This window comes from Spongisporangium articulatum, from assembly GCF_044465595.1.
GTDB lineage: Bacteria > Actinomycetota > Actinomycetes > Actinomycetales > Kineosporiaceae > Spongisporangium > Spongisporangium articulatum.
Map to the genome: position 1 here is coordinate 68,674 of NZ_JBITLV010000001.1, position 15,757 is coordinate 84,430.

A 15,757-nucleotide genomic window follows, 5' to 3' on the forward strand; every position below is an offset into this window, starting at 1 on the left:
CCGGGACGGCTGCGGGCGCAGCCGGGACATCCGGTTGACCGCCGGTCATCTGCGCGTGCAGCGCCCAGAGCTCGCGCTTCAGCTCGTCGAAGCTGGGTTGCGGGGTCTCGTCGGGCTCGGTCATCTCGGGTCCTTCCGTGGAGTACACGTCACATCAGGTTCGGCAGGAGGCGGGCAACCTGCTGGGAGAGCCCGACGGCCAGGGCGAGCACGGCGGGCAGCCCGACCAGCCAGACCTGGGCGGCCCCCCACCGGGTCCGCAACCAGGTCAGCAGCAGGGCGGCCAGCAGCAGGCCCTGGGCCAGCAGCAGGATCGGAACCCACGCGGAATCGTCCGATTGCAGGGGCTTCTCGGCCTCAGGGAGGCTCGACGTGGTGATCGGCCGGAGCGGGTTCTCCTGCACCTTGGAGACCAGCTGCGCGTCGACGTAGAGGAGGCCCTCGGGAACGAACATCGGCCCGGTCGCCGTGACGAGCCGCAGCCGCCCGGTCCCGGCGGCCGGGGCCGCGGGCATGGGGTCGCCGGCCCGCCGGACCGCGATGACCCGGTACGAGTGCCTGCCCTGCCCGGTGGTCACCTGGAGGACGGCGCCGCGGCGCAGCTGGTCGAGGTGGGCGAAGGGGGCGCCGAACGCCCCGTGCCGGGCGTAGATCAGCGCGATCCCCGCCTGTCCGGGGAGCGCGGTGTCGCGGCGGTGCCCGGGCCCGGACTGCAGAACCCCCGACGTCGTTCCCTCGAAGACGATCTCGTTGACCCCGATCTGGGGAATGGTCAGCGTCGCGACCGGGGTGCCCAGCTTGAGCGGCTTCCCGTCGGACCCGAGCTGCCCGACGGGGGCCGTCGCGTTGGCCAGCGCGCTGCGGAAGGCGTCGTAGGCCACCTGCTGGTCGCGGACGTGCTTGACCGTTCCGAGCCCGGAGAGCGTGGCGACGAAGGTGAACATCAGGATGCCGAGGATCACCAGGGCGGTGCCGGCCACGTCGCCGTAGCCGAGCCGCGTGGTCACGGCCACGCGGGCCGCTGTCCGGGGCCGGGCGACGGTCGTCGCGGACCGCTCGACGACGACCGTCACCTGGCCACCGCCTTCCACACGCTGTACCGGTACGTCGTCCCGCCCTTGTTCGTGGCCAGGGCCTGGCAGCGCAGCTTCTTCTTCGCGTCGGCCTTGGCAGGCCGGTAGCTGCTCTTCGTCGAGACCTGGGTGGCCCCGACGTACCAGGCGTACGACCGCGTCTCGGCCCCCGAGAAGCTCGCCGAGCAGGTCAGCTTCGATCCCACCTCGACCGTCCCCTTGATCGTGGCCGAACTCGACTTGGGCAGCGGCGGAATCGGTTTGGCGACGACGAAGACCACCTCCGGGGACGTGGAGGTCGTGTAACGCTCCGGGCTGCTCGGTGTGAAGACGGCCGAGAGGTAGTAGAGACCGAACGGCAGCGTGCCGGTCTTCAGGGTGGCCCTGCCGTTGCTGGTGGTGACCGCCGAGCCGATGGTGGCGAAGGTGCCGTTCTGCTCGTTCTGGAACTGGAGCTTCCCCGCGACGGGCGGGGTGACGGTGGCCGAGAGGGTCACGGCGGCACCGAGATCGACGCGATCGGCCGGATTCGTGCTGACCACCGTCGCGGTCTGGATCTGAGACGTGGCCGGGTCGGTGCTCTGGAAGTTGGTGGCGTCGGTGAACCAGATGCTGCCGGTGAACCGTCCCAGGCTGTCCGACGTCGTGTCGTCGATGCAGTCCAGCGCGATGTCGTACCGCCCGGCGAGGACGGTCAGCCCGTTGGACGCCGCGAGGTTCGAGAAGGTGTCGGAGACCTCGACGACGAAGTCCTTCGTGGTCGACAGGTTGTTCGCCGACGACTGGACGAACAGGACGCCGACGGACCAGCCACCCGGACCCACGACGGTGCCCGTGTAGGAGGTCGTGCCCGTCGGGCAACCCAGGTCGGTTCGCCCCGCGGCGCTGACGGTGCGGGCCCGCAGCGGATCGATCGCGGTCCCGGTGGCCGGTTGGAGGACCAGGCCGCCGAGCGCCGCCGGCCCACCCGTGGCCGCCGTCACCGTGTAGGCGACGGCGCCGGAGGTGGACGCGCTGAAGGCCGCAGTCGACGTGGGGGCGAAGCTCGCGGTCAACGAATGGCTGCCCACCCCCAGGCCCACCGTGGTGATCGAGGCCTGGCCACCGGCCACCGCGGCCTGGCCGATGGCCGAGTTGGTCGCGGAGTCGCGGAAGGTCACCGTGCCCGCCGCGGTCGCCGGGGTGACCGTCGCCGTCAGGGTCACCGCCGCGCCGATGGCGGCCGAGGCTGACGGGCTGACCCCCAGACTCGTGGCCGTGGCCGTGGCCGCCCCGGTGGTCGGCGTCGGGCCGGTGGTGGGCTGCGCCGAGGGGGCGGTGGTCTGGTACACCGACGCCGAGGTGAACCGCAACGACCCCGAGAACGTCCCGTGGTCGTCCGACGCCTCGTCCGTGCACCGCACCGCGATCGTGTACTTGCCCACCAGCACGGTCAGACCGTTGGCCGCCGCGATGTTCGAGAACGTGTCCGACAGATCGACGGTGAAGTCCTTCGTGTTCGACACCCCCACGGCCGTGGCGGAGATCGCCGGCACACCGGCAGCCCAACCGCCCGGCCCCGTGATCGTCCCGTCGACCACACCCGAACCGACCGGGCACCCCTTCGAGGCCCCCGACGACACCGTCGTCAACGTGATCGGGCTGATGGCCTGACCCGTCTCCGGGCTGATCGTCAACGACCCCAGACTGGTGGCCGCCCGCACCGGCGCGGCCACCAGCCCGGTGATCGCCGCGCCCACGAGGGCGAGCACGACGACCACCGGCACCCAGCGGGTGGGCGGCACGGGGCGCGACCAGGTCGGTCGCGGGATGCGCCAGGTCATCCGCGACCACCGTCGACCGCGACGCCGTTGGAGACCGAGGGCTGGTAGGCCTTGGGGTCGGCCGGAGCGAAGACCGCGCCGCCCAGGTGCTTACCCGGGCTGACCGCCGTCCAGAAGAGGGCGTACCCCTTGTAGACCTTCACCGGCCCACCCACCGGGACGGTCCGGCCGTCACGGGTGTCGGTGAACTGGACGGCGCCGGCGGCCTGGTACGGCTGGACCTCGGCAACCAGGATGGCCACGTTGCCCAGGATCGGCACCCGCACGACGGAGAGCTTGACCGCCGTCGGCTTGGCCTGGGGGGTGGTGGCCGGGTTCACCTGGTAGGCCAGCGCCGCCGAGGTCGACCCGAGGTACGCCTTGGGGTCGGCCGGGCTGAACACCGCGGTCAGGGAGTGCGCCCCGGCGGCGGCGAAAGTCGCCTCCAGAGTGGCTTTCCCACCGGTCACGGTCGCGGTTCCGAGCGGAGCCGTGGTGCCGGACAGGGCGTCGAGGAACTGCACTGAACCGGTCGCCGCGGGGGCGACGGTGGCGGTCAGCGCGACCTTCGTCCCGACCGCGATCGGCCCCGCGGGCGCACCCGTGAGCGTGGTCGTGGTCCTGACCGGGTCGGTGCTCGGCGCGGTGACCGTGTACGCCAGCGGCGCGGCGGTCGAGGCCTGGTAGGCCGTCGCGTCGGCCGGGGCGAAGCTCGCACCGATCGAGTAGGCGCCGGCGGTCAGCGTGGAGATGCTCACCGTCGCCTGGCCGCCGGTCACCGCGACCGGCGAGCCGATCGGCGAGGACGTGCCCCCGGACGGCGTGCGGGTGAAGGTCACCGTGCCGGCGGCGGCCGGGGCGACCGTCGCGGTGAAGGCCACCGAGGAGCCCGCGGGCGCCGACGTGGCGGGCGAGGCACTGAGCGTCAGCGTGGTCACCACCGGGCCGGCCTTGGGGCTGACCGTGTAGGTGACGGTGCTGGACGTCGAGGTGGCGTAGGCCGCGTCGGTCGGCGTGAAGACCGCCTTCAGCGGGTGGGCCCCGGCGGCGAGCGACGTGCTGTTCAGCACGGCCTGGCCGGCGGTGACCACCACCGCCGAGCCGAGAGTGTCGCTGCCGTCGAGGAACTGGACCGTGCCGGTCGCGGTGGCCGGGGTGAGGGACGCGGTCAGCGCGACCGGGTCACCCACGCTCGAGCCACCCGCCGGCGTGACCGCCAGTCCGGTGCTGGTGCTGGTCGGCGGGTTCGGTGCCGCGGTCACGGTGTAGGCCAGCGCGGGGGACGTGGACGCCGCGTACGCGGTCGGGCTCGACGAGGTGAAGACGGCTTTCACCGAGTGCCCACCCGCCGCCAGCGCGGTCGTGGTGAGAGACGCCGTCCCGGCCGAGACGGCCGCCGGGGAGCCGAGGTTCGTCGTAGTGCCCCCGACGGTGTCGGTGAACTGCACCGAACCTCCGGCCGCCGCCGGGGTGACCGAAGCGGTGAACGTGACCGGCTTCCCGGCCTGGACCGGCGACGCCGGGTCGGCGGCGATCGTCGTACTGGTGACCGTCGGCGGCTGCGGGGCGGTCGTGACGGAGTAGGCCAGGTCGGCCGAGGTCGAGGCCGTGTACTTGGTGGCGTCGGCCGACGTGAACGTGGCCTTCAGGGTGTGCGCGCCGGCGGCGAGCGTGGTCGTGCTGACGCTGGCCACCCCGCTCGAGACCGCCACGGGGGAGCCGATGTTCGTCGAGCCGTCGACGAACTGAACCGTGCCGGCGGCAGCGGCCGGGGCGATCGTCGCGGTCAGCGTGACCTTGGCCCCTGCCTCGGCCGAACCGGTCGGCGAGGCCGTCAACGTGGTGTTCGTGGTGGTCGCCGGGGCCGCCGTGACAGAGAGACTGACAGCGGTCGACGCCGAACCGGTGTAGGTGGCCGACAACGGCGTGAAGACGCCGGTCAAGGAGTGTGAACCCTGGCCCAGCGCAGTCGTCTTGAGCGTCGCCTTCCCGGCGGAGACGGCGACCGCGGCACCCAGATTCGCGGTGCCGTCCTTGAACTGGACGGTGCCGGCGGCCGCCGCGGGGGCGACGGTCGCGGTCAGCGTGACCTCGGCACCGGCCTGCGCGCTGCCCGCCGGGGCGACGGCCACCGTGGTCGTCGTGGCGATCGGCGCCGGGGCGTCCGGGTCGGTGGTCTGGTAGTTCGTCGTTGACGTGAACCAGACCGGCGCGGAGAACGTCCCGTGGTCGTCCGACGCGTCGTCGGTGCACCGCACCGAGATCGTGTACTTGCCCACCAGGACGGTCAGGCTGTTGGCCGCCGCGATGTTCGAGAACGTGTCCGACAGGTTGACCGTGAAGTCCTTCGTGTTCGACACCCCCACGGCCGTGGCGGAGATCGCCGGCACACCGGCAGCCCAACCGCCCGGCCCCGTGATCGTCCCGTCGACCACACCCGAACCGACCGGGCACCCCTTCGAGGCCCCCGACGACACCGTCGTCAACGTGATCGGGCTGATGGCCTGACCCGTCTCCGGGCTGATCTTCAACGACCCCAGACTCACCGCGGCCTGCGCCTGTCCGCGGGCCACGACGGCCGACAGCAGGGCGGCGGTCAGGACCGCGACCACCATCAGGCCGGTTCGGCGCCGGGCGCGCCCGGCGCGGTAAGAATCCCTGGTGCTCATGCGCTTTCTCCCCTCGAGGTGGTCGCGGAAGCGACCGTGGCTTCGGACGTCTCATCGGTAGTGCTTGCGGCGTCGACCTTCTCGGCCCGCGCGGGGGGCGCCTGCGAGGTCGATCTCGGAGTCGGGGTGGTCTCCTCGTCCGCCCACTGGACCTTGGGCACCGGCCCACCCGTCGACGGCGTGACCTGCCACCGGCGGGCGTAGGCCAGGGCGAGGCCACCCAGCAGGGCGGCGAAGATGATCACCAGGAAGAACGGCAGGATCGGGGTGCTCGTCGAGGCGACCACGGGCCGGGCCTGGGGGACGGCGGACCGGCCGGCTCCCTGCGGCGCCACGGAACTGCCCGCTGAGGGGCCCGGGCCCTGCTTGAACTCGGGGAACGTCTGGGCCAGGAAGCCCATCGGGACGCCCTCGTTCGGGGGGACCTTCGGAGTGGGCGCGGTGAAGTGGGTCGCGTCCCCGAACGTGACGACGCCGGTGAACTCCTTGAACACGTCCATCGCCTCGTCGACGCACTGCAACGAGAGCGTGTAGGGCCCGTCGAGCTTGATGCCGGCGGTCGAGGCGAAGGCGTTCAAGGTGTCACCCAGCGGGACCCCGAAGGCGCCGTTGTGCGAGATGGTTGCGGAGCTGTTCTGGATGACCACCTCGCCCTCCTTCGTGAAGCCCTTCCCACGGATCGTCCCGATGACGCTCGTGGCCTGCTTCGGGCAGGCCGCGTCCGCCACCGCGTACATCGGGGAGATGTCGAGCCCCTTGCCGGGGATGAACGTCAGAGCGCCGTGGTCCACCGCCTGGGCCGGTGCGGCGCCGAACAGCCCTCCGAGCGTGAGGATTCCGGCCACGAACAGGGCCGCGGGGACACGCGACGAGGAGGACGGCGACAGGTCACCCCCTGGGCCGGCGGGCCCGGGGGCGCCCGGGGCGCCGGGGGTCGGGTTGCGCCGGGCGCGCCGGCGCAGCCGGAGGGCGACCCAGACGGCCAGCCCGATCAGGATCGCGACCAAGGGCCAGTAGACCGCCCCGAACCACGAACCGGCGTTGACCTGTGCGGTGGCCGGGTCGACGTTGCCGGTGACCGAGCGCGGGTCGATCGTGACGTGGGAGTTGACCAGGAAGGTCGGCAGCACGGTCTTGGCGGTGGCGGTGTACGAGTACGAGCCCCCGGGGAGGATTTCCGGTACGGCCGGCAGGTTCCTCGCCTGGCGCGACGTGCCCAGCAGCGTGCTCACCCGCACCGATTGGTCGCCGATCAGCCGGACGTTCCCGTCGTTGCGCACGGTGTAGGTGACCCGGCCGCCGCCGACGCCGAACCCGAAGAACTTCTGCAGGTAGGACCCGTGAGGCTTCTCGAGCGTCAGATGGGGGCGCAGGTCTCCGGCGACGCGGATGTAGAAGCGGGTGGCGACCCGGGAGTCGACGGTCACCGAGTTGCCCCGCGCGTCCTTGGTCTGAGTCTTCAGGGACGCGACGATGCCGCCGGCGTGGTCGCCCGGCTCGGCGTTCTTCGGGATCGTCACCGTGATGGGTGTGACCCACGAGGACCGGGCGGGGACGGTCACCTTGTTGCGGATCAGGCTGACCCACGCGCCCACGTCGTCGGACTTCTGGTCGGGCTTCTTCAGGTCGAACGCACCGGTGGCGGTGTTGAAGGCGTCGGCGGCGTAGACCGAGAGCGTCACGGGCCGGTCGCTGATGTTCACGAACGACACGTGGTCGTAGAAGCGCGCACCCGGTTTGACGTCCCGGTAGGTGAAATTGGGCCGGGTGTCCGGTTTCTGGGGACCGGCGGGCTGCACGCCGAAGCTGCGGCGACCGTCGTCCGAGGCGGCCGAGGCGGGAGCCGCAGCGAGGGCGGCCGCGGGCGCGGCGAGGGCCGTGGCAGCGACCAGCGCGATGACCACCGACCTGAGGGCGGCCCGGCGAGGGCGGGGGGCGTGCTGCGACATGTCCGTGTCCGTTCGGGTGCGTCCGTGCGGAAAGAGAGGGGGTGGGGCGGGGAGGCCGGCTCTGACCTCCCCGCCCCGGTGACCTCAGATGCGGTCACCTGCAGTCACTCTGATCAGACAGCGGTCAGGGTGAGGACCGAGTTGTACTGACCCGGCTTGGTCGTGGTGGGAGCCTGCATGAGCAGACCCGCCGTGACCGTAGCCGTGCCGACGCTCGCGCCCGCGGGCGACGAGGCGAGGGACTTGGCCGTCTGCAGGCCGGCGGTGCTGGTGGCACCGACGGCGACGCCGGCGGCCGGAGCCGTGGCGGCGGCGGGGGTGACGGTCTGACCGGTGTTGGTGGTCAGGACCCGTGGCGTCCACCCGAGGTTGGCGCTGTTGATCTTGTCGCCGGCCGCATTGGAGAACTCACCGACGATGCCGTTGACGTTCCAGCCGAGGCTGCCGGCGCGGGTGTCGGTGACGGTCACCGTGTTGAGGTCCGTGGTGCCGGACGCCAGCAGGGTGTTGCTGGAGTTGAGGGCCAGCGTGCCGAGGTCGACCGTCTGGCCGCCCGCGGTGATGGTGAGCGTGCCCGCCGCGACCGCGACCGTGATGTTCTCGGTGGCCGTGGGCACGGTCGGAGCACCGACGACGACGACCTCGTCGGCGGTGGTGCTCGACGGGTTGTAGGCCGACGGGTCGGACGGCACGAAGGACGCACTGTAGGTGTGCGTGGCCTGCGTGGCGCCCACGATCGAGGCCGTGGCCTCACCCGTGGTGGTGTTGACGACGCCTGAACCCACGGTCGTCGACCCCTCCTTGAAGGTCACCGTGCCGGCCGCGGCCGGCGAGACGACGGCCTTCAGGACGATGGTCTGACCGTAGGTCGGGCTCGCCGGGGTGGTGGCGCCGAACGCGATCGAGGTGTTCACCGCGGGGGTGATGATCGTGTACGACGTCGGCGTGGCCGACGTGGCCGTGGTGTACCCGGCCGCGTCCGTCGGGGTGAAGACGGCCGTGAGCGAGTGCGACGGACCGGTCAGCGTGACGCCCGTCAGCGACGCCGCCGTGGCGTTCGCGGCGACCGCCACGGCGCTGCCGAGGTCGTTGCCGTTGTCCTTGAACTGGACCGAGCCGGCCGGGTTGCCGGAGAAGGCCACCGACACGTTGACCGGCGTGCCCACGTTCTGCGGGCTCGGCGGGGTGACGCTCACGTTGCCGATCGAGGTGGCCAGCTTGTTGAACAGGTAGTTGGCACCCGAACCGGACACCACGAACGAGCCGACGAACTGGCCCGTCGCGTCCGCGTTGCCGTCCTCACAGATGATCGTGAGGGTGTAGTTGCCGTCGGCCAGCGTGACGCCGTTCGCCTGGGCGAGGCCGGTCAGGTTGTCGGCCATGTTGATGGACGAGGTCATGCCCGACGTCGGGACGTCGGCCCCGATGGCGGGAACGGCGTTCCAGCCGGCAGCGTCGATGACGCCGTAGCGGTTGGTGGAACCCGCCGGGCAGGCCGCGGTGGTCCGGACCGAGAACGGGGTCCCGGTGGAACCCTGCACGGCCGGGCCGATGACGGAGCCGACAGTGGTGGCCGCCTGAGCGGTCCCCATGCCGACGGCCAGCGAGCCGACCAGTGCCACGGCGGCTACGGCGGCCGTGCGCTTCAGATCGATCTTCATGATCGTTCGAAACCCTTCTGGGGTCGAGTGAATGACTCGGTGAGTGAGTGGGTTGCGTGCACAGACGAGCGGAATGTCCCGGCTCACCGTCAGTTGGTGAGGGTGGTCGAACCGCACTGGGCGTACGTGGCCAGGCCGTAGGCCTGGATCGTCGCCGTCGCCTGGCAGACGTCGGAGCCGCCCCCGACGAAGGCCTCGGAGACCTTCGCGTCGCCCAGACGGCTGGTCTGGACCACGTTGTAGAGCTGACGGGTGCCCTGACCGAAGCTGGTCTGGAGCAGCACCGGGGAGGTGGCCTTGGCCGCGAGAGCGGTGTCGGTCCAGTCGATGGAGCCCAGCGTGGCCCGGCCCCGGATGTCGGAGATCTGGGAGCTCTGCTGCGCGATGTACTGCGAGACGGAGAACGGCACCAGCTGCTGGCTGTCGGTCAGGAACCGGCCGTCGTGCTCCTGGATCGGGGTGCCGGCGGCGTTGGTGTCGCGCACGCAGGTGCCCCAGCCACCGGTCGCGCCGATGGTGTCGCTGGTGATGCCCAGCATGGTCCGGAAGAAGTTGCGGGTGCCCGAACCCGAGGCCGGCAGCAGCGGCTTCGCGCCGCGGCAGCCCGCGGAACCGGCGGAGCCGGGGGTGCCGTTGGAGGTGTAGTAGGCCTTCAGCGCGGCCAGGGTGAGGCGGTGCTGGATGCCGCTGACGTTGGTGGTCGCGAAGCTCACCGAGTCGGTGGCGAACGGGATCAGCGTCAGGTTGCCGGCGCCCGGGTTCGGGGACGGCGAGATCGTGGCGGAGGAGGAGCGGGCGACGTCGACGCAGCCGGTCATGTTGGGCGAGGTCACGGGGGTGGTGGCGCCGCCTCCGTTGAACGCCGTCCCGGCGATCGAGGCGGCGAGCGCGTTGACGCCCTCGCCGGAGCTGCGAGCCACCGTGAAGGTGCAGTTGGCGGCGTTCGCGGTGCGGGTGGTGACGGTGCGGCCCACCGGGGTCGCCTTGTAGTTCGACAGCAGCGGGTTGCCCGCGCCGTTCACGACGACCTGGGACAGGCCCTCCATCACGTCCTGCGACGTGTCGGAACCGACCATCACGAGCGTCGAGTCGCTGCCCTCGTTGGTGTCGGCCAGCGCGGAGTTCTGGGTCGCGAGCACGGCCAGCAGGCCGGTCGCCGCCGCCACGAGGGCGAGCGTCTTCTTTCTGGTCACAGCGGAGTTCCCTTCCGGATGGTGCGGCCCCGGCTGATGCCGGGACCGGTGCTGCGACGCGGTGTTACGGTGAGTTTTGGCTCCCCACCGGAACGCCGCTGTCTTGCTCTTGCCTGGAGCCGGTGTGCAGTTGTTCTTCCGTGGAGCTGGCTGGCGCGGCGCCCTGTTGGCGAGGGCGTCGCGCCAGCCTCGGCAGCACGAGCCCCGCGATCAGGGCGCAGCTGCCGAGCGTGAGGGCGATCAACAGGCCGTAGCGCCCGAAGACCGCAGCCACCCCGGGGGTGTAGGAGGTGGGCACCGCTGACGCGGTCGCGACCGGCGTCGCGGGCGGGGTCGGGCTGGCGCTCGCCGACGGCGTGCTCGCGGGAGACGACGATCCGCCCGTCCCGCTGGTTTTCCCGCTCCCAGACGTGTTCGAGTCGTCCGTCGTGGCGGTCTTCTTCGGCCCCTTGCGGGCCTTGATCTCGGCCGCCGCGGCCAGCGCCTGGGCCTTCAGCTTCGCGGTCAGAGGCAGGTAGCCGGGCGGGAGTTCGCCGACCCCGGCCCCCTCCTTCTGCCCCGAGCCCACGGCGTACTTGATGAAGGTCGCGTAGTCGTTCGCCGCCGCCTGGTCGAGGATGTTCGGGGCGGTGACACCGTACGTGACCTCGGTCAGCGGGTAGGCCCCCTTGCGGGTGGACCCCGGGTTCGGCGCCAGGACGCCGGACACGCTCGAAGAGCCCATCGCGGCCAGGCCTTCCGACAGGCCCTTCGCATCGGGACCGACGAACCGGCCCGCCCCGTTCTGCAGCTTGGCCGGGATGATGCCGTAGCGGGCAGCGGTGGCCGTATCGGTCACCCCGAACAGGGCACGCAGGCCGTCGAGCTGAGGTGGCAGCTTCTTCCACGCCGGCGGGACGGCGAATACGTCCCAGCTGACCCGCGACAGGGCGTCCCCGCGGCCGACCGACCGGCCGGTGTCGTGGAAGTCCTGCGCGTAGGGGTGCCGATCGAGCGTGCACAGCGCCGGTGCGCCGGCGACAACCTTCTCGCACAGCGGGTCGAGCTTCGCGAAGTCCTCCCGAGGGACGTCGAGGCCCTGGTAGAAGGGGTTGACCCGCATTCCGTACTCGTCGGGGAGGCCGGCGACGAAGTCCACCGCCTTCTGGTCGCTCGTGATCCAGTTCCAGATCAGGGCGTTGGACCTGGAGAGGCCGATCGGCACCAGGGTCTCGATGGTGTCCCGGAAGCTCAGGTCCGCGAAGACCGGGTTCAGCTTGAGGAACTCGGGGTCCTTGGTGATGTTGTCGGGGTTCTTCCCGAGGTACCTCGCCGTCGCGGACACATCCTGGACGTACGACTGGGTGAGCAGCTTCGCGGCCAACCGAGGCGTCAGCTTGATGTCGCTGATCCGGCCGCCGTCAAGGTCTTTGACGGCCGCCGGGGCATCGACGGCACTACGCCGCTCGATCAGGAACGAGATCGAGATCCCCGAGACGGTCAGCGGTGCGTAGACGTAGCGCCGGTCGGACGGTGGTGGGCTCGTGGTCGGCCCGTTGAGCAGGGCCATGTCCGGAGACTCGCTGGCCAAGCCGCGCTCGACGACGCTCTCGGCGATGGTCGCGTAGCTGAACACGGGCCCGTTGTCGGCGCACAGAGCCGGCTGCCAGCGCAGCACCGCCTCGGCGGACGTCTCGGCCCCGGCCACGGGGCGCTGCTTGGCCTCGATCGGGCAGACGGACGACGTCGCGGCGAACTTCAGCGGGACGACGATGCGCCGGGCCCAGTTGGTGGCGCTGAAGGGGGAGCTGTTCAGCCGGTGCGAACTCTGGTTCAGCACGGTGTCGAGCGGGGTGCCGTCGACCTCGGTGTCGCCGCGGGGGACGACGACCAGCCAGCAGTTGCGGGTCTTACCCTGCAGCGCCCCGTCGGTGATCCTGTCGCCGCAGCCGAGCCCGGATGCCTCGCGGAACGTCTGCACCTCGAAGCTCGCGTATCCCTTGCCGTCGCCCCGGGTGAGCGCGAAGGGGATCTCGTTGGTCGTGTACCGGTCGAAGTAGGAGTTCTCCGCCACCTCGGCCCCCGTCACGAGGTCGCCCTGGACGGGCTGGAACGGCTCCCACGTCCGGACCTGCAGCGGCCCGCCGTCGAGCCCCTTCTGATCGGGGTCGACGTAGAGGTCTTGGTCCAGGCGTCGCGAGGCCGCGTTGAACCCACCACGGGTGTCGGTGGCCACCTTGCCGCCGAACTGGCAGGTGGTCGGGTCCGGGGCCACGTCACCCCAGCACTGCATGAGCTGCATGTAGTTGGCGGCGTAGTTCGGGAGGCCGACCGTGGGCGCGGCCCCCGACCAGGTGACGTCTACATTCTGGTTCACCAGGTTGGCGGTCTGGCTGACCGTGACCTTGATCCCGGCCACCGGACCGGTCCCCGCCACCGTGGTCGAGCTGTTCGACGGCGCGGCCGTCGCGGTGACCGCCACGGTCGAGTTCTCAACGCCGAGCGCGCCGGCCATCGACGTGCGCAGCCACGACACGGTAGGGGCCTGACCACCCGGGGTCGAGGCGATCACGAAGATGCCCAGCAGAGCGACCACGACGGCCAGCGCCACCTGCGGTCGCCGCACGACGGCACCCGAACGGGTCCGGAAGTCCTTCATGAGGAACGCCTTCCGCCCAGCGCCCGGGTCAGCAGCGGCGGCCCGAAGGCGACCCCGACCAGGGCGAAGGCGGCCAGCCCGATCAGCGCAAAGCGCACCGGTGAGTCCGCGTAGCCGGTCGGGCTCTGCACGGCGAGGGCGTTCACGTCGGTGCTGCCGGACGTGAGGGAACCGTCGATGGGCAGTCCGGTGTCCGGGTCGATGGCCGCGCCCGTCCCCGCGCCGGTACCCGCGCCGGTGGTGGCGTTCGGCGTGGTCCCACCCGAGCCGTTGCCGGAGCCGTTGCCGGAGCCGTTGCCGGAGCCGCCGCCCGACGTGGCGGTCTTCCCGTCCGCGCCGCACTGGGTCGAACCCTTCTTGTCGCAGGCCGGCGGATAGGGGGCGGTCCTGGCCAGCGTGTTCGTGCCGTCGGAGGAGAACGTCGGGTTGTTGCACTTCTTGATGTCGATGTTCTGGTCGGTCCGGCCGGGGATCTTGTCCACCTGGGTCAGCCCGGCCTTGACCAGGTTGATCGGCAGCGGCGAGTAGCCGAGTTTCGGCGCCTGTTGCTGGCCTTCGCACAGGAAGTAGTAGGCGAAGGCGCCCAGCGTCTTGCCCTTGGCCTCGGTGAACGACCCCTCGGCCTTGGTCGGAATGATCATGTAGCTGTAGCTGGACAGCGGGTAGGTCCGGCGGTCGCCGTTGCCGTAGACGCCGTCGAGGTTCTGCGTCAGGTCGGAGTTGATCGTCGCCTTCAGCAGGCCTACGGCCACGTTGCTGGCCGTCGGCAACGTGTAGTAGCCGGAATCGTTGAGCAGCTTGGCAACCGGGAAGTTCTGGTTCAGCGGGTAGGAGTACTCGACATACGTGATGGAACCGACGCTGCTCTTCTGCGCCACGTACCCCGAGACGCCCAGCGAACCGTTCTGCGCGGTGAACCCGGACCCGGGCACCACGGGATAGTTGGACGTCTCACCGCACGGGTTGGACTTGCGACCCGCCTTCTTGCAGTAGGCGTTCCACAGCGACGGGTACCGCTTGCTCATCCAGAGGCTGAACTGGGCCGTGGTCCCCGAGCCGTCGGAACGCACGACCGGGACGACCTGCAGCGCGGGCAACGACAGGCCAGGGTTGTCGGCCTTGATCGCCGGATCGTCCCACTTCTTGATGACCCCGGTGAACATCTTCGTCACCGTCTCCCCCGAGAGCCGGAGGTTCTCGACCCGCTTCCCGCCCGCCACGAGGTTGTACATGAACGAGGTGCCACCGGCGACGATCGGCATGTACGCGAACTTGCGCGCCGGCGGGCTGTCCACGACGCCGTTGTCGGAGCGGCCGTAGGGAATCTCGGAGACACCGAAATCGACTGTGCCGTTGCCGAACTGATTACGACCGTCCGAGGAACCGCTGGCCTGGAAGTTCACCTTCATGCCGAACTGCGCGACGTTCGCGCGCCAGGCGTCGATGGCGTTCGAGGACCAGGTGGAACCCGCTCCGCTGATCGGCACGTAGGTGGTGGCCGCCTCGGCGGGCGTCACGAACACCAGGGCCGCGACGGCGGCCAGGAGAGGCAGGACGAGCGCGCGACGGAGGCGGGCGCGGCGGTTCATCGGGGGGCTCCAGGGGCAGCGTGGGAACGGGAGGCGATCCGGTAGGCGTCGTCGAGCGACTGCTCCGCGCGCCGAGCGGACTGGCGCGGGCTGAGGACGCCCGGGCCGCGTCCACCCAGCCAGCGGGCGACGATGAACAGCACCAGGACGATGACCATCAGCGTGGCCGCGGACCCGAATCCGCGGGCGATCAGGCCGGGTTGGGGAAAGCTGCGCAACGTGTAGGCGGCCAGCGGCAGCGACGTCATCGGCCCCGAGAAGGGGTTGAAGTTGTAGGACGTCGCGTAGCCGGCGGTCAGCAGCACCGGCGAGGTCTCCCCGATGCCGCGGGCGGTGCCGAGGATGACCGCGGTGGCCAGGCCCGAGCGCGCGGTCGGCAGCGTGACGTGCCAGACCGTTCGCCAGCGGTCGGCCCCCAGGGCCAGTGAGGCCTCGGTAAGCGACCCCGGCACCAGGCGCAACACCACGTCGGCGGCTCGGATGATGATCGAGAACATCATCACGCTGAGCGCGAGAGCCGCCGCGAAGCCCGACTTCTCGACATGCAGCATCAGGATGAAGACGGTGTAGACGAACAGGCCCGCGACGATGGAGGGCAGGGCGGTCATCGCCTCGACCACCGTGCGCACCGTCCGGGCGAACGGGCCGGGGAACTCGGCCAGGAACACCGCGCAGGTGAGACCGAGCGGCACCGTGATCGCCAGCGACAGCGAGATCATGATCAGCGTGCCCACGATGGCGTGGCCGATGCCGCCCAGCGACAGGGGGTCCAGCGGACCGGTGGTGCTCAGGTCCTTGACGAAGAAGTTCCAGTGCACCATGGCGGTCGCTCCGCGACTGATCACGTAGGCGATCACGAAGACCAGCACGGTCAGCAGCAGCAGAGCGAGGCTGTGCACGACGACCGACGCAACCCGGTCGCGGACGGCCTGGCCGTCCTCGTCGAGCGAGACCAGCAGGCCGTAGATGACGACGAACAGGACCCAACCGACCGCCAGGGCGCCGACCTTGCCGTTGAAGGGCGCGATCTGGGTGAACAGCAGCCACGTGAGGCCGGCGGCCGAGAAGAACGCCCCCACGAGGGCGAGGACATCGGACTCCCGATACCGCGCGAGGACCCGCTTCGGACGCTCTTCCATGCTGAGAGGCGCCACCTGCAGCGGCGTTTCGGTGGTGCTCATGA

Annotated in this window: 9 protein-coding genes; all 9 read right to left on the reverse strand. The window is 70.9% G+C overall.

Going from position 1 to position 15,757, the window contains the following annotated elements; genetic code table 11:
* Positions 1-149: 149 nt before the first annotated feature.
* Positions 150-1,073: a sortase gene (locus tag ACIB24_RS00365; RefSeq protein ID WP_398273497.1), complete on the reverse strand. Its 924-nt coding sequence runs from the start codon at positions 1,071-1,073 to the stop codon at positions 150-152.
* A complete protein-coding gene (locus tag ACIB24_RS00370) occupies positions 1,070-2,896 on the reverse strand; it encodes an Ig-like domain repeat protein (protein ID WP_398273500.1) in 1,827 nt (608 codons plus the stop codon). The genes ACIB24_RS00365 and ACIB24_RS00370 overlap by 4 nt, the downstream gene beginning before the upstream one ends.
* Positions 2,893-5,544 (reverse strand): beta strand repeat-containing protein, encoded by a 2,652-nt coding sequence (locus ACIB24_RS00375; RefSeq protein ID WP_398273503.1) that lies wholly within the window; start codon positions 5,542-5,544, stop codon positions 2,893-2,895. The genes ACIB24_RS00370 and ACIB24_RS00375 overlap by 4 nt, the downstream gene beginning before the upstream one ends.
* Entirely contained in the window at positions 5,541-7,493 is a 1,953-nt protein-coding gene (locus ACIB24_RS00380) for a WxL protein peptidoglycan domain-containing protein (protein ID WP_398273505.1), read from the reverse strand. The genes ACIB24_RS00375 and ACIB24_RS00380 overlap by 4 nt, the downstream gene beginning before the upstream one ends.
* 113 nt (positions 7,494-7,606) lie before the next feature.
* The gene (locus ACIB24_RS00385; RefSeq protein ID WP_398273508.1) at positions 7,607-9,154 is read right to left on the reverse strand and encodes a hypothetical protein; all 1,548 of its coding nucleotides are present in this window, start codon (positions 9,152-9,154) and stop codon (positions 7,607-7,609) included.
* Between the two features lie 89 nt (positions 9,155-9,243).
* Entirely contained in the window at positions 9,244-10,347 is a 1,104-nt protein-coding gene (locus tag ACIB24_RS00390; RefSeq protein WP_398273511.1) for a hypothetical protein, read from the reverse strand.
* A 64-nt stretch (positions 10,348-10,411) separates the two neighbouring features.
* Positions 10,412-12,985, reverse strand: a complete 2,574-nt coding sequence (locus ACIB24_RS00395) for a hypothetical protein (protein ID WP_398273514.1) — start codon at positions 12,983-12,985, stop codon at positions 10,412-10,414.
* Entirely contained in the window at positions 12,982-14,574 is a 1,593-nt protein-coding gene (locus ACIB24_RS00400) for a phosphate ABC transporter substrate-binding protein PstS (RefSeq protein WP_398273517.1), read from the reverse strand. Before ACIB24_RS00400 ends, ACIB24_RS00395 begins: the two co-directional genes overlap by 4 nt.
* On the reverse strand, positions 14,571-15,755 hold the full coding sequence (gene pstA / locus ACIB24_RS00405) for a phosphate ABC transporter permease PstA (RefSeq protein ID WP_398273519.1): 1,185 nt from the start codon (positions 15,753-15,755) through the stop codon (positions 14,571-14,573). The genes ACIB24_RS00400 and pstA overlap by 4 nt, the downstream gene beginning before the upstream one ends.
* Positions 15,756-15,757 lie beyond the last annotated feature (2 nt).

Coding starts and splice junctions, on each gene's coding strand:
- ACIB24_RS00385 (WP_398273508.1), bottom strand. CDS start 9,154: ATGAAGATCGATCTGAAGCGCACGGCCGCCGTAGCCGCCGTGGCACTG.
- ACIB24_RS00400 (WP_398273517.1), bottom strand. CDS start 14,574: ATGAACCGCCGCGCCCGCCTCCGTCGCGCGCTCGTCCTGCCTCTCCTG.
- ACIB24_RS00395 (WP_398273514.1), bottom strand. CDS start 12,985: ATGAAGGACTTCCGGACCCGTTCGGGTGCCGTCGTGCGGCGACCGCAG.
- ACIB24_RS00380 (WP_398273505.1), bottom strand. CDS start 7,493: ATGTCGCAGCACGCCCCCCGCCCTCGCCGGGCCGCCCTCAGGTCGGTG.
- ACIB24_RS00375 (WP_398273503.1), bottom strand. CDS start 5,544: ATGAGCACCAGGGATTCTTACCGCGCCGGGCGCGCCCGGCGCCGAACC.
- ACIB24_RS00370 (WP_398273500.1), bottom strand. CDS start 2,896: ATGACCTGGCGCATCCCGCGACCGACCTGGTCGCGCCCCGTGCCGCCC.
- pstA (WP_398273519.1), bottom strand. CDS start 15,755: ATGAGCACCACCGAAACGCCGCTGCAGGTGGCGCCTCTCAGCATGGAA.